The organism is Cellulophaga geojensis KL-A (genome assembly GCF_000568425.1).
Classification (GTDB): domain Bacteria; phylum Bacteroidota; class Bacteroidia; order Flavobacteriales; family Flavobacteriaceae; genus Cellulophaga; species Cellulophaga lytica.
In genome coordinates, this window is sequence record NZ_ARZX01000029.1 from 1 (window position 1) to 22541 (window position 22541).

Here is a 22541-nt window from a genome sequence, read left to right on the forward strand (position 1 = left end):
TTGATAGATTCTATATTGGAGAAACTTCTAAGCTTAAAAATAGGTTAAAAAATACACTACCCCTTTAATTTTTCTTAAACCAAGCATTATTTTATTTTTTAATGGTTTTATAACAAAAGACAAAAACTTATCTTTACCTAAAATACGTTTACTTGTGATAAAAAAACCTACATTATACATTGTTCTTTTTTTACTGATATCATTTTTAGGATCTGCACAACCAACAATAAAAAAACTACTTAAAAAAAATAACACAGAGAGTGTCACATACATTTCTGTAGACTCACTTTTAACTAAAAAAAATGTAGTTTTATTAGATACAAGAGAAGAAATTGAATTTAATATTAGTCATATTAAAAATGCAATTTGTGTTGGCTATGATTTTTTTGACATCAACAAAGTAACATCTGAAATACAAAATAAAGACACCGAGATTATAGTATATTGCTCTATTGGCATACGCTCTGAAGATATTGGAGAAAAACTAATTGCAGCTGGCTATACCAATGTAAAAAACCTATACGGAGGTATTTTTATGTGGAAAAACAACAATAATCCCATTTACAACAATAACAACTCGTTAACAAATAAATTACATACACACAGTAAGTATTGGTCTAAATTAGTGACCAATGCCGAGAAAATTTATTAATTATATTTTGAACAAATTGAATAAAAACTTACTGTTAATTTTTACAAGAAACCCAGAACTAGGAAAATGCAAAACACGTTTAGCAGCTAAAACCGGAGACAAAATTGCTTTAGATATTTACAAATTTTTATTGAACCACACTGTTGCTATTACTCAAAATTTAAATGCAGACAAACAAGTACACTACTCTGTAGCTATTAGAGATAATGACATTTGGAGCAATAATATTTATCATAAAAAATTACAAAATGGTAACGATCTTGGTAGCCGTATGATGAATGCTTTTAAGCAAGGTTTTGCAGATGGTTACAAAAATATTATTATTATTGGAAGCGATTTATTTGATATAACCACAACAGATATAGAAAATGCTTTTGACCATTTACTTAAAAATGATTTTGTTGTAGGTCCAGCAACTGATGGCGGTTATTATTTATTAGGAATGAAAAAACTTAATAGTTCGGTTTTTAAAAATAAAGATTGGGGAACCAATACTGTGCTTAAAGACACACTAAATAACTTAAAAGACGAAAAAATAAAGTTACTTGAAGCAAAAAACGATGTTGATTATTATGAAGATATAAAAGACATTGATGCTTTTAAACCTTTTTTAAAAAACATAAAAAATGATTAAACAAGAAATTGAAGATTCTGTAGCGTATTTACAAAATAAAGGCTTTAACGCTCCCGAAATTGGAATAGTTTTAGGTACTGGATTAGGAAATTTAGCAAATGAAATAGAAAATCCTATTGAGGCACATTACAATCATATTCCTTTTTTTCCTTTAGCAACTGTAGAATTTCACTCAGGAAAATTAATTTATGGCACACTAGAAGGTAAAACAGTTGTTGTTATGCAAGGGCGTTTTCATATGTATGAGGGTTATGACCTGCAAGATGTTACCTATCCAATACGCGTAATGCACAAGCTTGGTATAAAAAAATTATTTATTTCTAATGCTGCCGGAGCTATTAACCTAAACTTTAAAAAAGGAGACATAATGTTATTAGAAGATCACATAAATCTTTTAGGGGGTTCTCCGCTAGCTTTTAAAGGTGTTTCTCAATTTGGTGAGCGTTTTGTTGATATGGGAAACCCGTATAACACTGAAATGAGCAATGCTATAAAAAACATTGCTAAAAAAGAGAATATAACTATGCACTCTGGTGTTTACGCAGCTGTACTAGGACCTCAACTAGAAACTAAAGCAGAATACAGAATGCTAAAAATTATTGGTGCAGATGCCGTAGGTATGAGTACAGTACCAGAAGTAATTGTGGCAAACCACTTAAAATTACCTATAGTAGCCGTTTCTGTCTTAACAGATGAGTGCGACCCAGATAATTTAGAGACTGCAGACATTAAAGAAATCATTAAAATAGCAAGTGAAACTGAGCCTAAAATGATTAAGCTTTTTAGAGAATTACTTAAAACGTTGTAAGTTTTAAAACCTAAAAAAGACAAATTAAAAAAATACCTTTTAACATGGCTTATAAAATATCTGCAGTAGCAATACTTTTAACACTAGTTGGTTTCTTTTATTTTGGCTCAACTCCAAAAATTACTGAAAAAGCTTTTAACAAAGTTCCTAGTCACCAAAAGTGGAATGCTTTATTACAAAAAAATGTAAATACTAACGGAGACGTTAATTACAAAGCTTTTGTAAAAAACAAAGCAGAATTAGAGGCCTATCTTAAACTATTGCAAGATAATTCTCCTGCCAAAAATTGGTCTAAAAACGATAAGCTTGCTTATTATATAAACCTTTATAATGCTGGCACTGTTAAACTAATAGTAGACAACTACCCTGTTAAAAGCATTAAAGACATTAAGTCTCCTTGGGATAAAGAGGTAGTTGCCATTGGCAACAAAATGTATTCTTTAGGATATGTAGAACACAAAGTGTTACGTAAAATGAATGAACCTCGCATACATTTTGCCATTAACTGCGCATCTTACTCTTGCCCTAAATTAGTTAACAAGGCCTTTTTAGCAGATAGTATGGACGCACAGTTAAAAAGTGCGGCTATAAATTTTATTGCTGATAAAAAACGTAATGTTATTACCCCTAATAAAGTAGAATTGTCTGAAATTTTTAAATGGTTTAAGAGTGATTTTACAGAGAACACAACCTTAATTGGTTTTATAAACAAATACTCTGCAACACAAGTAAAAGATGGTGCCAAGGTTAAGTATATAGATTATAATTGGAGCTTAAATGAAGCAAAGTAAGCTAAGCATTATAATACCCGTTTTAAATGAAGAGGCATCTATTGCTAAACTAATTAAAGAAATTAACTCACGTAGCACATTTAAGCAAATAGACGAAATAATAGTAGTAGATGGTGGTAGTACAGATAATACTACCACTATTGCAACTAGTTTAAATGTTACTGTAATTTCTTCAGACAAAGGGCGTGCCAAGCAAATGAATACTGGTGCAAAAGCGGCTAACGGAGATATTCTTTATTTTTTACACGCAGACACTATTCCTCCTTATAATTTTGATTGTAAAATATTAGACTCTATTAGCAAAAACAACGTTGCTGGCAGCTTTAGAATGCAGTTTGACAGTGACAGTTTTTTTCTGAAATTTTTTGCTTGGTTTACTCGTATTAACCATAAAATTTGCAGAGGCGGTGATCAATCTTTATTTATTACCAAGGATTTATTTTTTAAACTAAATGGTTTTAATGAAGAATATATTATTTATGAAGATGGCGAGTTTATAGAGCGTTTATATAAAGCCACAAATTTTAGTGTAATACAAGACAAGGTAACTACATCTGCACGTAAATACCAACAAAAAGGAATGGTAAAATTACAGTATCATTTTGGTGTTATTCACCTTAAAAAAATATTAGGTAAAACTCCGCAAGAATTACACAATTATTACAAAAAAAACATAGCTAATTAGTTGTTTCTAGAATGATCTAACAAAACACCCTCGCTAATCCACTTTGCAAGCGCTTGTCTGTTTTCTGCAACTAATATTCTTTTTTGGTCTTTTTTGTTTTTAATATTTCCTATTTCTATATAAGCCATTGCAGGTATTGTGTTTTTAACCAAATACAATCCGCTCCTATCTAAAAAAGTACCTGTATAATCTCTGTTTGGCTGGTATTCTCTGTATTTAGAGTCAAAAGTTTTATGTATGCTCTCTGCCAACCTTTTTCCGTTACTACTTTTTTCATGATGGTAAAAGAAAACATCAATATTTTGCCCTACACTTCTACTATCTATATGCGTAACAATTAACCTTTGGTATTTACCTTTGTTTTTTATGTACAAATCATTTACCGCATCTACACGTTGTTTTAAACGAGCCACTTGGTTTAAAGGTATTGTTTTATTTGGGTAACAAACCTCATCATAATCTACAGGTAGTATTTTACCATCTCTAATACCATCATTTTCATCTCTAATTATAATATAAACCAACGCTCCGTGAGAAATTAGTTCTCTACCTAAACGTAATGTTATATCATAAGCATACTCGTCTTCAGAAATTAGTTTTTTTCCGTATTTAGTAACAGCACCAGGATCTGGCCCACCGTGCCCAGAAATTAAATAATAAACAGCACCTTTAAGCTTGTTACTTTTGCGTTGTACTGTAGCGTGTTTTTTTCCAAAAATAGGATACCCGTTTACTATGGCTGGTAACTCTTCCTTTCCATCTACTTTTATTAGTCTATCTGGTATAATGTATGTTTTGCCCTCATACAAATGCTTACCGTTTCTTAAATTATCTTTATTTAAAGCAATAAAATCTGAATAATATTTAGACGGACTCATATTAAACTTACGAAGTAAAGTATAAATACCCTCTCCTTTTTGAGCCACAACAGTTTTTTCTTTATCTTGAGAATATAGCTGAACACTACTAAAAACTAGCATTACAACTAAAACAAGTATTTTTTTCAATATCATTTAATGGTCTTTTAAGCAAATATTATCAAAAATACTGCCCAATTCCAAAAACCAGCCCTTTTGAAGCATTTTTTGTTACTCCGTAACCATAATCTATCCTAAAAATGGCATTAAAAATCTTTTTATGAATAAAACGCACACCCAAACCTGGATACACCCTTAAATTATCAGAATTTACAAAGTCTTTTAACTCTCCTCCAGGGTTACGCCATGTACCAGCATCTACAAATGTATTTCCTTGCAATACAAACCAATTTTTATCTATTAATGTATACCTATACTCCGTATTTAAAACTATAGACCCCGTACCTCTATCAATAATATTACCAACACCTCTTAGGTTTATATTATTATCTACAGAAAAAGGCGCAAAAGGTGTTTCATCATTTGTAGCCAAACCAACTCTTAACCTGTTAGCCCAATTGCCACGCTCACCTACTCTTTTGTAATACACAAAATCATTAAAAGCTACCAAAAAATTATCTAACTCTTTTGTAGAGCTATGCACGTAATGAGAGTTTAAAGTACTTTTAAACCCGTCTAAATATTGGTAATGGTATTTTATATTGCTGTATTTATATATAGCCTTGTATGAGAATTTGTTAACATCTAATGCCTGTGGCACATTTTCATTAGTTGCGCCACGTATGTAGTTATATTTTTCTGTAAAAAAATTAATTCCTAAATCTACACTATGTCGCTGGTTAAATTGATACAATCCTAAAACTTCTATAGCTTCATTATGGTACTTATAATCTGCCGTTGTATCATCAAAAAAAATAGGTTCTTGTGTTTTTAAATTGTTATAGCTTACAGCTAAACCTGCATTTGCACTAAATAAATAAGGAGCTCTAAACAACAAGCCATAAGAGTTAAATATATCTTTCTGATAAAAACCACCTATAGTAATATTGCGTCCTGTAAAATTAAACTCTTGCACACCAACCCTAAACGCAAAATCGTCATTAGAAGACGTGTATAAATTAGCAAATGGTATTATGGTAAAATTTTCCTCTACCATATAAACCAAATTATAACTACTACCTACTGTATTCTTGTGTAATTTAAATGAAGCATTTGCTATAGATGGCAACCTTTTTAACTGATTAACTGTTTCTAAAATTGCTGTAGAATCTGTAACAGAGCCAGCAACAATTGGCACCACTTTTTTTAAGAACGATATTTTAGTTTTTTTAGCGCCAATAAAACTAACATCTGCTATAGTTATATTTTGAGAATAAACCATAGTACAAAAAAGCAAACAAAGTAACGAGACTAGTTTTTTCATAGTTTTTTAAGGTGAAAAGCTGGTTTCTGTAAGTAAGTTTACCCAATTATCTTGGCTAACTGCCATTAAAGTAAAACCATAGGTTAGTGATTTATTTAAAGTTGGTGGTTGTTTAGTTGTAATGTTTAGCACTACATTGTCTAGTTTATAATACCTAAACATTTTGTCATAGGTATATGTGCCCGACAAAAAATTGTTTTCATTGTCTGTTACTACCTGAAAATAAATAGCAGAATCTGTATACATACCGTCTTGCCAAGAAAAAATTGGCATTGTAGATGTACTGTTATCTATAGTTAACGTGTTAATTTTTTCTGTTGGTTTGCTAATGTGTTTTAAATAAATTGGATTACAAATATGCATTTTACCATCCTCAACAAAACTAACTATCACCCATTTTTCTTGAATAGGGTTGACAAAAAATCGTTTTATTTTACCATTAAAAACATCTAATATTTCAGGTGTTTTTTCTGTGTAAGACTCAAAATTATTTTTATCTACGTTAATTGATTCTGTCTCAAAATACCTAAAATTAGTAGCGCCCTCTCTAGGATAAAAAAACACATTTACAGTATGTGCTTTATCTGCACTGGCTGCGCATGCAATAACATTATCTATAACAACAGTTTCTTCATCTAAAACTGCTTGCAAAGTAGATAAATTGGTTAGTTTATCTTTAGAACAACCACAGGTTATCAAAATTAAAAAAAGAAGAAAAAAGTTTAATTTACTTAAATCCATAATATTGTTTTAAAACCAATTCCGCTGGTTTATTTTGCGGTGTAAACCTATTATCATCTTCGCCACCTACATTGTCATGATCTATAAACCATTTCCAAACATAGCCACCAGCAAACCAATCTTCTGTCCAAAACATTTCTAAAATAGCTTTAGTAGCATTAGACTGTGCCTCTAGGTTTACGTTTGTTTTGTTACGGTCTACCAGCCAAGGTTTTTCGCCTGTATAATCCATACTTCTATAACCATATTCTGTAAATAAAATTGGCTTATTTACAGAGCTCGACATTTGTTTTAACGCCTTTTTATGTGGCTGCCATCCTTGTTTTAACTGCGCTACAGTTGGATGCTTTTCTTTAGACAGCGGAAAATATGCATCTACACCTACATAGTCTAATTTACTCCAAAATGGCACTTTAGGATACTCATCCCAATTGGCTGCATAGGTTAATTTACCTTTATATACTTTTTTTACCTCTACAATAAGCTTGCTCCAAAACTCTGGCCTTTGTAGTACAAATTTTTCTAGCTCGGTACCAATACAAAAAACATCTACATTAACCTCTTGTGCCAGCGCAGCATAGGTAAGTATAAAGTTTAAATAAGATTTTTCTAACGTTAGCCAATGTTCTTCAGAATCCATTTCTAAAGTACCAGTGAATTTTCCGTCCCTAATCCATATTTGCGGTTTTAACATTACACCTATTCCGTTTTTATGCAGAATATCTGTGTAATGTTTTATACCGTCTTTACGCTCTCCAAACCACTGCCTATCCGAATTAAAAATTAACTGCGGATCATTAATATCTCTTATAAAACCAAATGGCATAACAGATGCCGCATTGGCGTTTATAGTTAATATAGGAGTAATATTTTTTTGTGTTACCTTATCTCTAGAAGACACAAAACTTACTCCGTTTATTTTTTTTGAAACCTGACTATTGCAAGAAAACTGCAAACAACATAATAATAGTAGACCAATTTTTTTCACAAACCATATTTTTAAGTCTCCTAAATTACACTATTTAATTTTAGACTTAAAAAATTGCTCTTAAACCCAAGTTAAATGTTTCTCCTAAGCCTGTATTATCTCCTCCAACAAAATTTGTGTACAACAACTCTAAGTTTAGCGCATTTGTTAGCTGGTATTTTGTACCTCCACCTAATGCTGTGTAATTCTGACTAAATTTGTTTCCTAAGTCTAAACGTTGTGAGTGTTGTGCTAATGCCAATACTGTAAACTTACTAGTAGGAAAATAACTTAAAAAAACACCCGGAGTTAACCCTAAACTGTTATTTGCAAAACTTTTTTCTTTGTCGCCAAAATTAAGCTCTGTATTTAATTCTGTAAATAGTTGCCACTTATCTCCTGGAAAAGTATAATCATAAAAAAATCTGTTTTGCCAAATAAATCCGTTTTGATCTAGAAAAACACCATTCTCAGTTTCATTATCTACTAAAGGTATATACAAAGAACTCTGAATAGAAAAATTACCAACAGACTCAAAAGGCACAAACTTTACAGATGGGGCAAATGATGTTAAACCAGCTCTAGCAACCCCGTCTTTATTCTTAAATTTTAAAGCATCTAAAGTTTTGGTTCCACCAATTGTATTAGAGCGTATTTTTAAAATTACACCTACATTCCATCTATTATTTTCTCCTACCCCTGTATATCCTTCTAAGGTAGATGTAAAAAAGGTTTGCCTAGGCTGTTCACCACTTGTAAATGTACTTTTAGTTTCTGTATAAATATTATTAAACCATTTAATATCAAACTTACCCTTACCTATTAATTTAGATGGTGTGTATTGTTGTATATTACTCTTTTGCACATCATCATTTTCCTGAGAATACCCTGCAAATACTGTTAGTAACCCTAATGCTAGGGCTATTTTTTTAATTTTTTTCATATTTTTAGTTGTTGATTGTTGTTTTACTTATTTGTTTTTATTGCCTGTTTAATGTCCAATCGTATGGGTAAAAAGATACTTTTGCTTTAGCGTTTATCTTTTCCTTTCTGTATAGGTTCACAAAGTCTATTAACGATTTACCGCCCTGTGTAAAATCTCCCTTATACCATTCAAAAATTTGAGAAAGCTTAACTTTATTTTTATTTACCATTATAAAATTCGGATTATTAATAGCTATCTCAGTTTGCTTCTGCAACTGGTCTTCTAACATACTTGGTATATACGCTTTATTAATAATTGGTGGGCAACCAAGTCCTGCGCAAACCAATACAAAATGGAAACGTGCTTCTTTAGGAAAAACAGCGCGTAACATTTTATGCTCCATATCATTTAACGTAAGTTCCTTACCGGCTACATTGTGCTTTATTTTATCAAAAAAACCAGCCTTATCTAACGGGGTTTTTAACGGATAATTTTCTACCACATTTTTTATAACACTAATATTGTATGCATTAATCCAAAATGCTTGATAGTTTTTAACGTTATCTGCGGTAACATTGGTTGTTTTTAATAAAGCCACCAGCTCATTTAAATGTTTTGGTTGTTTTTTTATTTCTTGGTAAGCTACCTTACCGTTGCTCACATAAGAATTAAAAAAAGTATTAGCTTTAGTAAAAAAGATTTCTGTAGCTTGTGCCTGTACCGTGGTAATACCTAAAAGAAACAGTATTACGGTTGCTTTTGTTATAGTTTTCATAATTTTTGGTGTTATTTAATAGGTGTGTCGACATTTAATATTAAAACCTACACAGCGCTATTAAATTAATTTTAAGCAAAGTAACTTGTTAAATATCACATTTTGATAACAAAAGAAAATCAAGTTTATTCTTATTTAGAAACCATATAAATAAATACCCAACAGTTAAGTTTAGCTTTTATACACCGACAGAAACTTTAATATTTTTAAAATCTATGGAACACATTGTTATTATTGGTAATGGTATTGCAGGCGTAACTGCTGCAAGGCATATTAGAAAATTATCCGACAAAAAAATTACGATCATTTCTGCCGAATCTGAGTATTTCTTTTCTAGAACTGCACTTATGTATGTGTATATGGGTCATATGAAGTTTGAACATACACAGCCTTATGAAAACTGGTTTTGGAAAAAAAACAGAATAGATCTTGTAAACGGATATGTTAACAATGTAGACCACGCTAACAAAAAGGTAGATTTAGAAAATTCATCTATCTCTTATGATAAGTTAATTATTGCAACCGGTTCTAAACCTAACAAATTTGGTTGGCCAGGACAAGACTTAAAAGGTGTGCAAGGTTTATACTCTAAACAAGATTTAGAACAGCTACAAAAAAATGCTCCGGATAATAAAACGTGTAAAAGAGCTATAATAGTTGGTGGCGGATTAATTGGTATAGAAATGGCTGAAATGCTGCGCACACGTAAAATTCCGGTTACCTTTTTAGTTAGAGAAACTAGTTTTTGGAATGGCGTTTTACCAAAAGGAGAATCTGAACTTATTAACGAACATATTTTAGACCATCATATAGATTTACGCCTAAACACCAATTTAGTAGAAATTATTGCCGATGAAAACGGACGTGCTAAAGCTATTACTACAGACAAAGGAGAAACTATAGAGTGTACTGTTGTTGGTTTAACAGCAGGTGTATCTCCTAATGTAGATTTTTTAAAAGAATCTGGTATAGAATTAGGTCGCGGTGTAAAAGTTAATCGTTATTTAGAAACAAACATTAAAGATATTTATGCCATTGGAGATTGTGCAGAACAGCACAAGGGCATAGGAAACAGAAGACCTATTGAAGCTGTTTGGTATACCGGAAGAATGATGGGCGAAACACTTGCGCAAACTATTTGTGGCAACAGAATAGAATACAAACCCGGACACTGGTTTAATTCTGCAAAGTTTTTAGATGTAGAATACCAAACATACGGCTGGGTTTTTAGCGAGCGTAATAAGCAAGATTATGAAGCGCATTTTCATTGGAGACACGCTACAGAAAATATTTGCATTACAGTTGCCTATCATAAAGACACAAAGGAATTTTTAGGTATAAATACATTTGGCATACGTATGCGTCACGAGGTTTTTAACAAATGGCTTACTCAAAAAAAGGATATAGAATTTGTGCTTCAACATTTAAAAGATGCCAATTTTGACCCAGAGTTTTACAAACAGTATGAAGCTGAAATTATAGCAAAGTACAATGCTGAATTCAACTCAAATTTATCAGCAAAAAAGAAAAGTTTAAAAAGAATATTCAACATAGCTTAAATTATAAAAAAATGAAAACAATTAAATATTTAGGCCTTGTTATCTTTTTAATAGGATTAGGCATTTTTACTGTAACTCCGTTTTTAGGAAATTTTAAACTAGACCAAAAAGGTTTTGATGAGCTAATTATTAGCCAACGCATTAAAAGTGAACTATTAATTGAAGATCTTAGCACCAAATTAATAGACAAAGATTTTTCTAGTGCTACATTTTTAGCTCCTGTACTTAACAATGCTATTGACAAAGCAAATGCCACGCACATAAAAAATAAAGAATGGGGTAAAAAAGTATACGCAAGCGGAGACAATATGGCCGCAGCAATTCGTAAATCATCTAGCTATGGTTTTATACCTGAAAACAAAGGTACAATGTGGTTTTTAACCTTTGGACTTGGTATTATTGGTGCTCTAATGTTTATACTACCTAATGTAGTTTTATTAGGCAAAAAAGGAATAAAAAATGATGGTATTTATTTAAAAAGCGCTACAAACCGCGGACTTATTGCTTGGTTGGTCTTCTTCTTTTTAGTAAGTTTTTACATTATACTATATTTTTATTCTGAGTACGCAGTAAACTGGACATTTTTAGTAGACCCTATTAGTGAAGCCCTTAGCGGAAATGCTGCAGGACATTGGTTTGTGTATGGTTTTATGTATTGTGTGGTTATGACAGTTATGGCTGTACGTATGTACATAAAATACAGACATAATATGTACCAAATATTCCGCACAACATCTGTATTATTTTTTCAAATAGTATTTGCATTCTTAATACCAGAAATTATGGTGCGCTTGCAAATGCCTTATTACGACTTTAAAAATGCATTTCCGTTAGATTATGATTTCTTTTTTCAATGGAATTTAAAAGATCTTATTGCTAACGGTGGTATTGGTATTTTTATTCTTGTATGGGGTATTGTGTTAACCTTAGTAATTGTACCTATTATGGTTTATTTCTTTGGTAAAAGATGGTATTGCTCTTGGGTATGTGGTTGTGGTGGTTTAGCAGAAACATTAGGAGACCCATACAGGCAACACTCTAGTAAATCTTTATTTTCTTGGAAAGTAGAGCGCTGGTTAATACACGGCGTATTGGTTTTTGCTGTTGGTATGACGCTTATGACACTTTATAGCTTTTTTAGCGAATCTAGTACTGTTTTAGGCATAAAAACACAAAGTGTACAAAATGTATACAGCCTTTTAATAGGAGCTATTTTTGCCGGTGTTATTGGCACTGGTTTTTACCCAATTTTTGGCAACAGAGTTTGGTGTAGGTTTGGTTGCCCATTAGCTGCATATTTAGGCTTTGTACAACGTTTTAAATCTAGATTTAGAATTACAACTAATGGTGGACAATGTATTTCTTGTGGTAACTGTTCTACATATTGTGAGCAAGGTATAGATGTACGCGCATATGCACAAAAAGGAGAAAATATTGTACGCTCTAGCTGTGTTGGTTGTGGTGTGTGTTCTGCTGTTTGTCCACGTGGTGTTTTAAAACTAGAAAACGGACCAGAAGAAGGTCGTATTAACCCAACTGAAGTTTTATTGGGTAATGATGTAGATTTAATGGAATTAGTAAATAAAAAATAAATCATGTATTTACGTTTACTTCTTATTTCTATTGCATTATTTATTAGTGCAAACAATACAGACTCTAAAGAATATAGCAAACAGTATTATGCCTCTGGTGTTTTAAAAGCAGAAGGCTGGCTTAAAAATGGAAGTAAAAATGGCTTTTGGAAATTTTACGATGAGAATAAAACTTTAGCTAAACAAGGACATTATACCAATAATAAAAAAGAAAACTATTGGTACATTTACAGCGCCAATGGCAAAATAGAAAAAGAAGGCCATTATAAAAATAATAGCAAAACAGGTTGGTGGTTATTTTATACCAGTGATGGAAAAATAAATCACAAATGCCAATTAGACCACGATGTAAAAAATGGCTACTGTCTTAAATATAAAAATGAAAAGCTCTCATCTGCTGAAAAATATAAAAATGGCAAAAAAATTAAAGAATGGTTTAGTTTTGCAGGTTTTAAAAAGGAAAACAATTTATCCGATTTAAGGTAATGACAAAAATAAACGTAATTATTCCGGCTTATAATGAAGCTAATTCTATAGGCAAGGTTATAAAAGATATACCATCAATTGTTTCCGAAATTATTGTTGTAAATAATAACTCTACAGATAATACAGTTGGCAATGCAGAAAAAGCAGGAGCTACTGTGCTTACTGAAAACAGAAAAGGATATGGTTATGCCTGTTTAAAAGGTATGGATTACATTGCTAAAAAATCCAACAAACCAGATATTATCGTATTTCTAGACGGAGATTACTCTGACTATCCAGAGGAATTAATAAAAATTGTTGCGCCAATTATGCAAAACAAAGTAGACTTTGTTGTAGGTGCCAGAACAAAAAAAGGAAGAGAAAAAGGTAGTATGACGCCCCAACAAGTGTTTGGAAACTGGCTCGCAACGGTATTAATGAAAATTTTTTTTAATGCTAAGTTTACAGACCTAGGCCCTTTTAGAGCTATTAAGTACAAAACGCTCCTAAACCTAGATATGCAAGACAAAACCTATGGTTGGACTGTTGAAATGCAACTTAAAATTCTAAAGAAAAAGTTAAAATATTTAGAGGTTCCTGTACGTTATAAAAAAAGAATTGGCGTATCAAAGGTCTCAGGCACAGTAAAAGGTACTATATTTGCCGGTGTAAAGATCCTTGGTTGGATATTTAAATACAGTTTTAAGTAAATATGGAAATTGCAATTACATACATAATTATAGGTATATACAGTTTAGCTTTATTGTTGATATTTTTCTACAGTTTAGCTCAACTTAACTTACTTGTTAATTATTTAGGGTACAGAAGAAGAAATAAAGAAGCTCCTAAATACAATCTTTTAGATGCTAAAGAAGTACCTTATGTAACCATACAACTTCCTATTTACAATGAAGAATATGTTGTAGAAAGACTTTTAGAAAACATTGCTAAAATAGAATACCCTAGCAACAAATTAGAAATTCAGGTTTTAGATGACTCTACAGATGACTCTGTTATAGAAACAGAAAGACAAATAAAGGCCTTACAAGAAACTGGTTTAGACATACAACACATTAGAAGAACTAACAGACAAGGATACAAAGCCGGTGCTTTAAAAGAAGGGTTAACATCTGCAAAAGGAGATTTTATTGCCATTTTTGATGCCGATTTTCTACCAGACTCAGACTGGTTAAAGAAAACCGTTATTTACTTTAAAGATGAAGAAATAGGTGTTGTACAAACCAGATGGGGACATATTAACAGAGATTATTCTGTTTTAACAAGAATACAAGCCTTTGCTTTAGATGCACACTTTACATTAGAACAAGTTGGCCGTAATGCAAAAGGACACTTTATAAACTTTAATGGTACGGCTGGTATCTGGCGAAAAACTTGCATTATTGATGCTGGTAACTGGGAAGGTGATACATTAACTGAAGATTTAGATTTAAGCTACCGTGCGCAGTTAAAAAACTGGAAATTTAAATACTTAGAAGATGTAGAAACACCTGCAGAATTACCTGTTGTTATTTCTGCTGCTCGTTCTCAACAATTTAGATGGAACAAAGGTGGTGCAGAAAACTTTAGAAAATCTGTAGTTAGCGTTGTTACGGCTAAAAACATCTCTTTTAAAACTAAGTTTCACGGTGTAATGCACTTGCTAAACAGCTCAATGTTTTTATGTGTGTTTTTGGTTGCTCTTTTAAGTATACCAATGCTTTATATTAAAAACAGAAACGAATCTTTAGGTTGGGTTTTTGAAGTAACAAGCTTTTTTATTTTAAGTACAGTTATACTATTTATTTGCTACTGGTTTACATTTAAAAGTATACAAGGCAGCAGTTTTAGTAAGTTTATAGACTATGTAAGACTCTTTTTTACATTCTTTTCTGTAGCTCTTGGTTTTTCTTTACACAACACACTTGCTGTTTTAGAAGGTCACAGAGGTAAAAGAAGTGAATTTGTACGTACTCCAAAATTTAATATAAATAATATTTCTGATAGCTGGAAAGGAAATAAATACCTTACTAAAAAGCTATCTCCTAATATGATACTGGAATTTGGCCTAATGTTATATTTCTTGTTTGGTATGTACTCTGCAATTCCCTTAAACGATTTTGGATTGTTTCCGTTCCATTTTATGCTATTTTTAGGCTTTGGATACGTTTTCTTTAACTCGCTTACAGCTAAAGTATAAATTAGCACACAGCTAACACTGTATTTTCAATTTACATTTATACTAACTTTTTGTTAGGACACGCTAGTTTTTGTGACTATTGTTTTTATACATCATATTTCTAACACCAATAATTAGAAAAAAAGAATTGTATAATTTTTAGTACTTTAGAGCAGTTAATGTAAATTATAATTTTTGTAATGCAAGTAAAAATTTTATCATATTATAGGTTACACAAAATACCTATATTATTAGCACTTGCAAGCATACTTTTTTACTACACCTTTGCTTACCATTTGGTACGCACAGATTTTGTTAAGCTTATTACTTTAGCCACTGCTCTATTTTTTATATGCTATAAACTTATACAGTTTGAAAAATGGAACTTTAAATTTTTACTTACTGCTGGCATACTATTTAGACTAGTTTTTTTATGTGTAGAGCCAATGCTCTCGCAGGATTTTAATAGGTTTATTTGGGACGGAGAATTGGTTTTACAAGGGTTAAACCCATACCTACAAACACCAGATACTATTGTAGAACTAGGCAAAATTAGTATCAATAATGCTGCTCACTTATACGCTAGTATGGGAGAAATTAGCGCAAAGAACTTTAGCAATTACCCTCCTTTAAATCAGCTTATATTTGCTTTAGCTGCATTTTTCTCTGGCAAAAGTATGGTTGGTGGCATTATTACAATGCGCATAATTATACTCCTAGCAGATATTGGTGTTGTATACTTTGGCAGAAAATTATTAACACACCTTAATTTATCATCACACCTAGTCTTTTGGTATTTTTTAAATCCTTTAGTTGTTATAGAATTAACTGGAAACCTTCATTTTGAAGGTGTAATGCTTTTCTTTTTTATTTGGAGTATGTATTTACTTTCTCAAAAAAAATACCTGCTTGCAGCTCCAATATTAGCATTATCTATAGCAGTAAAACTGGTTCCGCTTATGTTTTTACCACTATTTATTAGACATTTAGGCATAAAAAAGGCTGTTCCTTTTTACGTAATTATAGGCACCACTATTCTAGTTCTCTTATTCCCTTTTTATTCACCAGAATTTATAAATAATTACGCTACTACAATAGGACTTTGGTTTAATAATTTTGAATTTAACGCTAGCATTTACAACATAATTAAAAAGGTAGCAGAAGCTAATGGTAGTAGAGATTGGGAAACCATAAAAGCATTTGGCAAAATATCTCCTTATGTAACTATTGCTATGGTATTACTTTTCTCTTTTTTAAGAAACAACAAAACCATTACCAACTTATTTACCAGTATGTTATGGGTTTTAACCATTTATTATTTTATATCTACAACCATACATCCTTGGTACATTATTTTTTTAGTTTTATTAAGTATTTTTACCAAGTTTAGATATGCTATTTTATGGTCTGCCGCTGTTTTTTTAAGTTATTGGGCATATTCAAATCCGGACTTTAAAGAGCATTTAGGAATTTTAACTATTGAGTATATTGCAATTTTTAGCTTTATTATTTACGAAATACTTAGACTAAAAAGGCAAAACCTACTATATCAAAAAAAAGAAACTTCTAAATTAGGCTAGCTCAATATAATTTGTACATTTGACCCTGTAATGAGCAACAACACAAACATATTATTTTTTAGCGGGGTTTCTACACCCTTAGCTACGCTTGTTCCTACACGCCGCCGCCCGTAAGGGTATTACTTCTATTTTGGAATTAGGTGAGTCCAATTCCGTTTTTCAAGACATAAAATTTTACAATACTAACATTAAAGCAACATTCAATGAGAATTGTAATTGCTAATGCATCGCATATAAAATATGCGCAAATAATTTCTGATACAATAACAGAATCTGCTAAAGTACGCGGTACTGGTATTGCCAAACGTACGCCAGAATATATTTTAAAAAGGCTACAAAATGGTAATGCTGTTATTGCTTTAGACGGAGAAAAATTTGCAGGATTTTGCTATATAGAGGTTTGGGGACATAATAAATTTGTTGCCAATTCTGGACTTATTGTTCATCCTGATTTTAGAAATCTAGGACTTGCAAAAAAAATAAAAGAGCGAATTTTTAAACTCTCCAGAGAAAAATTTCCTGACGCAAAAATATTTGGTATTACTACAGGTTTAGCTGTTATGAAAATGAACTACGAACTTGGTTACAAGCCTGTTACTTTTTCTGAACTTACAGATGACCCTGAATTTTGGAAAGGCTGCCAAACTTGTAAAAATTTTGATGTATTAACCAGAACAGAACAAAAAATGTGTCTTTGTACAGGGATGTTATATGATCCTGCTGCAAAGCAAAAAGCTACCCAAAAAAAAGAGGTAGATGGCAAAGTATTTAAAAGATTAAAAAGTATAAAAGAGCAATTGTTCTTAAAAAAGAAAAATAAAGATGAGTAAATTAGTTTTAGCATATAGTGGTGGATTAGATACATCTTACTGCGCAAAATATTTATCAAAAGACAAAGGTTTTGAAGTACACGCTGTTAGTGTAAATACTGGCGGTTTTACTAAACAAGAAATTTCTAACATTAAAAAGAAAGCCATAGAATTAGGTGCAAGCAGCTATACTTCTATAGATGCTGTGCAGACTTTTTACACTAAAGTTGTAAAATATTTAATTTTTGGTAATGTTTTAAAAAACAACACATACCCATTGTCTGTTAGTGCAGAGCGTATTGTACAAGCTATAGAAATTGTAAATCACGCTAAAAAAATAGGCGCAAAATATATTGCTCACGGTAGTACTGGCGCTGGTAATGACCAAGTTAGGTTTGATATGATTTTTCAGATCATTGCACCAGAAATAGAAATTATTACTCCTATTAGAGACAATCAATTATCTAGAGAAGTAGAAATTGCATATTTAAAAGAAAATGGTGTTGACTATCCTTGGGAAAAAGCCAAATACTCTATTAACAAAGGGCTTTGGGGAACTTCTGTTGGCGGTGATGAAACACTTACGTCACATTCTCCGTTACCAGACACCGCATACCCTAGTCAGCTTGAAGAAAGAAACCCTTTAGATGTAAAACTAACCTTTACAAAAGGAGAACTTACTGCAATTAATGATGAACAAGATAAACCAATTAACAATATTACTAAGTTAAATGATGTTGCTTCTAAATTTGCTATTGGTAGAGACATACACGTTGGCGATACAATTATTGGTATTAAAGGTAGAGTTGGTTTTGAGGCTGCTGCATCATTACTAATTATAAAAGCACACCATTTACTAGAAAAACATACGCTTACAAAATGGCAACAATACCAAAAAGAACAACAAGGTAATTTTTATGGTATGTTATTGCATGAGGGCAATTATTTAGATGAAGTAATGCGTAACATTGAGGCTTTTCTTAAAGACACGCAAAAAAATGTCTCTGGAGATGTATTTGTTACACTACATCCGTACAGGTTTGAGCTTAATGGTATAGCATCTAAACACGACCTTATGAACGCTTCTTTTGGTAGTTACGGTGAAATGAATAAAGGTTGGACTGCTGACGATGCTAAAGGATTTATTAAAATTTTATCTAACTCTGGTAAAATATACAATCACGTAAATAAAAATTAAAATAGGATGATTAACATAGGTATTATTGGTGGTTCTGGGTATACAGGTGGCGAGTTAATAAGGTTACTTTTAAATCACCCTAAAGCAAACATAAATTTTATTTACAGTACTACTAGAGCTGGTAAAGATATTACAACAGCACATCCAGATTTATTAGGACAAACAGATCTTAAGTTTACTGGTGATGTAAATTTAAATGTAGACCTTGTTTTTTTGTGCTTGGGACACGGCAACTCTACCACTTTTTTAACACAGAATTCATTTTCAAGTAACACTAAAATTATAGATTTAAGTAATGATTTTAGATTACATAATGATGCTATTCTAAACAAAAAAGAATTTATTTACGGTTTACCAGAAACCAATAAGGACAAAATAAAAACAGCTAATTACATAGCTAATCCAGGTTGTTTTGCAACAGCAATTCAGCTTGCATTACTACCATTAGCAAAAGCAAATATTTTACACAATAGCGTGCATATAAATGCTGTAACTGGTAGTACTGGTGCTGGTGTAAAACCAAGTGACTCTACCCATTTTAGTTGGCGAAATAATAATGTTTCTTGGTACAAACCATTTACACACCAACATTTAGGTGAAATTGGTGAAAGTTTAATGAGCTACAACTATGAAATTGGAGAGTTACTGTTTCTTCCGCAAAGAGGAAACTTTGCCAGAGGCATTTTTGCAACTGCTTACACCAAATACAAAGGTAGTTTAGAAGATGCTTATGAGCTGTACACTAATTTTTATGCTGATGCGAAATTTACAAATGTTTCTAATACAGAAATTCATTTAAAACAAGTAGTAAACACCAACCAATGCCATTTGCACTTACACTTACATAATGGCAATTTATTAGTTACATCTGCTATAGATAATTTACTAAAAGGTGCATCTGGGCAAGCGGTACAGAATATGAATTTAATGTACGGTTTTAATGAAGACGAAGGTTTAAAACTAAAAGCATCCGCATTTTAACATCAATCTAAAAAATAAAAAAAACCAACTATGAAACTAGCTATTATAGGTGCCGGAAACTTAGGATTATCTATTGCAAAAGGTATTTTAAACTCTAATGGAGCAACAACAATGTACTTAACAAAAAGAAGTACAGAAAGTATTGAAGAGCATAAAACTTATGGCAACGTAACTGTTACTGCAGACAATAGAGAGGCTGTAAAAAATTCTGATGTCTTAATTTTTGCTGTACAACCCAATCATTTTGAAGCTATTTTAAATGATGTTAAAGACTTGCTTACTGAAAAGCATATTGTAATATCAACCATAACTGGTTTTAGCATTAAAAAAATTGAAGCTGTACTAGGTAAAGACACCTATATTATTAGAAGTATGCCAAACACAGCTATTTCTGTAGGGCAATCTATGACCTGCGTTTGTAGCAACGAAATGGGAAAAAAAAGAATAGAACTGGCTAAGGCCATTTTTAATAGAATGGGACATTCGTTAGAAATTCCTGAAAGTCAAATGCAAGCTGCAACTGTTATATGTGCAAGCGGAATAGCTTTTTGGATGCGACTAATACGCGCTACTACGCAAGGAGCAATACAACTAGGTTTTGATGCTAAAGAAGCACAAGAATTGGCAATGCATACGTGTAACGGTGCCGCTAGTTTATTAATAGAATCTGGCAATCATCCAGAGCAAGAAATAGATCGTGTAACAACGCCTATGGGCTGCACTATTAAAGGTTTAAATGAGATGGAGCACCAAGGATTAAGTTCTTCTTTAATTAGAGGAATTGTAGCTTCGTTTGATAAAATAAGTGAATTTAAAGTAAAAAATTAAGTATGAATTTATTTGATGTATACCCTTTATATAATGTTACTCCTGTTTCTGCAAAAGGCAGCCAGGTACTAGATGATAAAGGTCAAGAATATTTAGATTTTTATGGTGGCCATGCAGTAATTTCTATAGGACATTCTCACCCGCATTACGTACGCAGAATTAAAGAGCAATTAGATAAAATTGCCTTTTATAGCAATGCTGTACAAAACCCATTACAAGGTGAGTTAGCAGAGAAATTAGTGCAACTGTCTAACTGTACAGACTACAATTTGTTTTTATGTAACTCTGGTGCAGAAGCCAATGAAAATGCATTAAAATTAGCATCATTCTACACCAACAAATCTAGAGTTATTGCTTTTAATAACGGATTTCACGGCAGAACATCTGCTGCTGTAGCTGCTACAGATAATACTGCAATAAATGCGCCTATAAACAAACAACAAAAAGTAACTTTTTTAGCCTTTAATGATATAGAAGCTTTTACTACTGAAATTGAAAAAGATGATGTATGTGCGGTTATTTTAGAGGCTGTACAAGGTGTTGGTGGTTTAGACGAGCCTACTACAGAGTTTTACCAAAAAATAGAAGCCTTATGTAAAAAACACAATGTTGTTTTAATTGCGGATGAAGTACAATCTGGCTACGGAAGAACAGGTGAGTTTTTTGCTTATCAGCACCATAATATAAAACCAGATATTGTAACAATTGCCAAAGGTATGGGCAATGGTTTTCCGGTTGGTGGTGTTCTAATACAAGAAAAAATTAAAGCCTCTTACGGTATGTTAGGTACTACTTTTGGAGGCAACCATTTGGCTTGCGTGGCTTGCTTAGCCGTTTTAGAAGTTATAGAACAGGAAGATTTGATACGCAATGCTGCTAAAATGAATGCTTACTTTTTGCAAAAAGCTGCTACCATACCACAAATTAAAAAAGTAAAAGGTCGCGGGTTAATGCTAGGACTTCAGTTTGATTTTGAAGTTGGAGAACTTAGAAAAAAATTAATATACAATCAGTTTGTATTTACAGGCGGTGCTAAAGACAAAACACTATTACGTATTTTACCTGCACTAAACATAACAACAGCTTTAATAGATGTATTTTTTGATGCCTTACAAGCAGAGTTAAAAGAATTATAATGAAAAATTACGTATCCATAACAAACATAGATTCACTACCCAATTGGGTTGATGAAGCCATAGAAATAAAGAAAAATCCGAAGAAATATAAAAACTTAGGAGAAGATAAAACCATTGTATTATTATTTTTTAATAACAGCTTAAGAACACGGCTAAGCACACAAAAAGCAGCCCAAAACTTAGGTATGGAAGTTATTGTTATGAATTTTGGTTCTGAAGGTTGGACACTAGAGTTTACAGATGGCACTGTTATGGACCAAGGCAAATCTGAACACGTAAAAGAAGCTGCACAAGTGGTTTCTCAGTACTGTGATGTTATTGGTATTAGAGCCTTTGCCAATTTACAAGATAAAGAAGAAGACGAGGCAGAGTTGGTTATTAACGGATTTATAAAACACGCTACGGTTCCTATTTTAAATATGGAAAGTTCTGTAGGACACCCGTTACAAGCATTGGCAGATGCTATTACTTTGGCAGAAAACAACACAAAACCTAAACCTAAAGTTGTACTTTCTTGGGCTCCACATCCTAAGGCTTTACCACATGCGGTGGCAAATTCTTTTATAGAAATGATGCATTTGCAAGATGCTGACTTTGTAATTACACACCCAAAAGGATACGAGTTAAATACTAATATTACAAAAGGTGCTACTATAGAATATGACCAAGAAAAGGCTTTAGAAAATGCCGATTTTGTGTACGTTAAAAACTGGAGTAGTTACCAAAATTACGGTGAGGTTTTAAATCAAGATAAAAACTGGACAATTACTTTAAAAAAATTAGGAGGTGCTAAATTTATGCACTGCTTACCTGTACGTAGAAATGTAATTGTAGAAGATGCTGTTTTAGACAGCAACCAATCTTTAGTAATAGAACAAGCCAACAACAGAACTTTTGCTGCACAAATAGCATTAAAAAAAATATTAGAAAACCAATAA

At 32.0% G+C, this 22541-nt stretch carries 23 protein-coding genes; 17 read left to right on the forward strand and 6 right to left on the reverse strand.

Going from position 1 to position 22541, the window contains the following annotated elements; genetic code table 11:
• Positions 1 to 154 precede the first annotated feature (154 nt).
• From KLA_RS15810 to KLA_RS15830, 5 genes are read left to right on the forward strand one after another with little or no spacing between them, the layout of a single operon-like run.
• Positions 155 to 652, forward strand: a complete 498-nt coding sequence (locus tag KLA_RS15810; protein ID WP_235183585.1) for a rhodanese-like domain-containing protein — start codon at positions 155 to 157, stop codon at positions 650 to 652.
• Positions 633 to 1286, forward strand: a complete 654-nt coding sequence (locus KLA_RS15815) for a TIGR04282 family arsenosugar biosynthesis glycosyltransferase (protein WP_034646954.1) — start codon at positions 633 to 635, stop codon at positions 1284 to 1286. The genes KLA_RS15810 and KLA_RS15815 overlap by 20 nt, the downstream gene beginning before the upstream one ends.
• Positions 1279 to 2094 (forward strand): purine-nucleoside phosphorylase, encoded by an 816-nt coding sequence (locus KLA_RS15820; RefSeq protein ID WP_034646956.1) that lies wholly within the window; start codon positions 1279 to 1281, stop codon positions 2092 to 2094. Before KLA_RS15815 ends, KLA_RS15820 begins: the two co-directional genes overlap by 8 nt.
• Before the next feature lie 44 nt (positions 2095 to 2138).
• A complete protein-coding gene (locus KLA_RS15825) occupies positions 2139 to 2885 on the forward strand; it encodes a DUF547 domain-containing protein (RefSeq protein WP_034646958.1) in 747 nt (248 codons plus the stop codon).
• Positions 2872 to 3570 (forward strand): TIGR04283 family arsenosugar biosynthesis glycosyltransferase, encoded by a 699-nt coding sequence (locus tag KLA_RS15830; RefSeq protein WP_034646960.1) that lies wholly within the window; start codon positions 2872 to 2874, stop codon positions 3568 to 3570. Before KLA_RS15825 ends, KLA_RS15830 begins: the two co-directional genes overlap by 14 nt.
• Here the strand turns inward: KLA_RS15830 and KLA_RS15835 are convergent.
• From KLA_RS15835 to KLA_RS15860, 6 genes are read right to left on the reverse strand one after another with little or no spacing between them, the layout of a single operon-like run.
• Positions 3567 to 4583, reverse strand: a complete 1017-nt coding sequence (locus tag KLA_RS15835) for an N-acetylmuramoyl-L-alanine amidase (protein ID WP_013620389.1) — start codon at positions 4581 to 4583, stop codon at positions 3567 to 3569. The two genes, KLA_RS15830 and KLA_RS15835, sit on opposite strands and share 4 nt — an antisense overlap.
• A gap of 25 nt (positions 4584 to 4608) precedes the next feature.
• A complete protein-coding gene (locus KLA_RS15840) occupies positions 4609 to 5871 on the reverse strand; it encodes a hypothetical protein (RefSeq protein ID WP_034646962.1) in 1263 nt (420 codons plus the stop codon).
• 6 nt (positions 5872 to 5877) lie between these two features.
• Positions 5878 to 6612 (reverse strand): hypothetical protein, encoded by a 735-nt coding sequence (locus tag KLA_RS15845; protein ID WP_034646964.1) that lies wholly within the window; start codon positions 6610 to 6612, stop codon positions 5878 to 5880.
• Complete coding sequence (locus KLA_RS15850; RefSeq protein WP_034646966.1) at positions 6599 to 7600, reverse strand: glycoside hydrolase family 113; 1002 nt, start codon at positions 7598 to 7600, stop codon at positions 6599 to 6601. Before KLA_RS15850 ends, KLA_RS15845 begins: the two co-directional genes overlap by 14 nt.
• Positions 7601 to 7646: 46 nt before the next feature.
• Entirely contained in the window at positions 7647 to 8522 is an 876-nt protein-coding gene (locus tag KLA_RS15855) for a hypothetical protein (protein WP_034646968.1), read from the reverse strand.
• A gap of 37 nt (positions 8523 to 8559) precedes the next feature.
• A complete protein-coding gene (locus KLA_RS15860; RefSeq protein ID WP_034646970.1) occupies positions 8560 to 9279 on the reverse strand; it encodes a DUF547 domain-containing protein in 720 nt (239 codons plus the stop codon).
• Positions 9280 to 9494: 215 nt separating this feature from the next.
• Between KLA_RS15860 and KLA_RS15865 the strand changes: the two genes are divergently transcribed.
• From KLA_RS15865 to KLA_RS15920, 12 genes are all read left to right on the forward strand, one after another.
• A complete protein-coding gene (locus tag KLA_RS15865; protein WP_034646972.1) occupies positions 9495 to 10838 on the forward strand; it encodes an NAD(P)/FAD-dependent oxidoreductase in 1344 nt (447 codons plus the stop codon).
• Between the two features lie 11 nt (positions 10839 to 10849).
• Positions 10850 to 12430: a 4Fe-4S binding protein gene (locus KLA_RS15870; protein ID WP_034646974.1), complete on the forward strand. Its 1581-nt coding sequence runs from the start codon at positions 10850 to 10852 to the stop codon at positions 12428 to 12430.
• A 3-nt stretch (positions 12431 to 12433) separates the two neighbouring features.
• Positions 12434 to 12916: a toxin-antitoxin system YwqK family antitoxin gene (locus KLA_RS15875; RefSeq protein ID WP_034646976.1), complete on the forward strand. Its 483-nt coding sequence runs from the start codon at positions 12434 to 12436 to the stop codon at positions 12914 to 12916.
• Positions 12916 to 13605, forward strand: coding sequence for a glycosyltransferase family 2 protein (locus tag KLA_RS15880; RefSeq protein WP_034646978.1), 690 nt, complete (start codon positions 12916 to 12918; stop codon positions 13603 to 13605). Before KLA_RS15875 ends, KLA_RS15880 begins: the two co-directional genes overlap by 1 nt.
• 2 nt (positions 13606 to 13607) lie before the next feature.
• Positions 13608 to 15092 (forward strand): cellulose synthase family protein, encoded by a 1485-nt coding sequence (locus KLA_RS15885; RefSeq protein ID WP_034646980.1) that lies wholly within the window; start codon positions 13608 to 13610, stop codon positions 15090 to 15092.
• Between the two features lie 179 nt (positions 15093 to 15271).
• A complete protein-coding gene (gene mptB / locus KLA_RS15890) occupies positions 15272 to 16651 on the forward strand; it encodes a polyprenol phosphomannose-dependent alpha 1,6 mannosyltransferase MptB (protein ID WP_034646982.1) in 1380 nt (459 codons plus the stop codon).
• A gap of 203 nt (positions 16652 to 16854) precedes the next feature.
• Complete coding sequence (locus tag KLA_RS15895) at positions 16855 to 17481, forward strand: GNAT family N-acetyltransferase (protein ID WP_013620401.1); 627 nt, start codon at positions 16855 to 16857, stop codon at positions 17479 to 17481.
• Positions 17474 to 18658, forward strand: coding sequence for an argininosuccinate synthase (locus KLA_RS15900; RefSeq protein WP_034646984.1), 1185 nt, complete (start codon positions 17474 to 17476; stop codon positions 18656 to 18658). The genes KLA_RS15895 and KLA_RS15900 overlap by 8 nt, the downstream gene beginning before the upstream one ends.
• 6 nt (positions 18659 to 18664) lie before the next feature.
• Entirely contained in the window at positions 18665 to 19639 is a 975-nt protein-coding gene (gene argC, locus KLA_RS15905) for an N-acetyl-gamma-glutamyl-phosphate reductase (RefSeq protein ID WP_034646986.1), read from the forward strand.
• Between the two features lie 30 nt (positions 19640 to 19669).
• Positions 19670 to 20467 carry a pyrroline-5-carboxylate reductase gene (gene proC / locus KLA_RS15910; protein ID WP_034646988.1) on the forward strand — a complete coding sequence of 266 codons (798 nt, stop codon included), beginning with the start codon at positions 19670 to 19672 and terminating at the stop codon, positions 20465 to 20467.
• A gap of 2 nt (positions 20468 to 20469) precedes the next feature.
• Positions 20470 to 21603, forward strand: a complete 1134-nt coding sequence (locus tag KLA_RS15915; RefSeq protein ID WP_034646990.1) for an aspartate aminotransferase family protein — start codon at positions 20470 to 20472, stop codon at positions 21601 to 21603.
• A complete protein-coding gene (locus KLA_RS15920) occupies positions 21603 to 22541 on the forward strand; it encodes an acetylornithine carbamoyltransferase (protein WP_034646992.1) in 939 nt (312 codons plus the stop codon). Before KLA_RS15915 ends, KLA_RS15920 begins: the two co-directional genes overlap by 1 nt.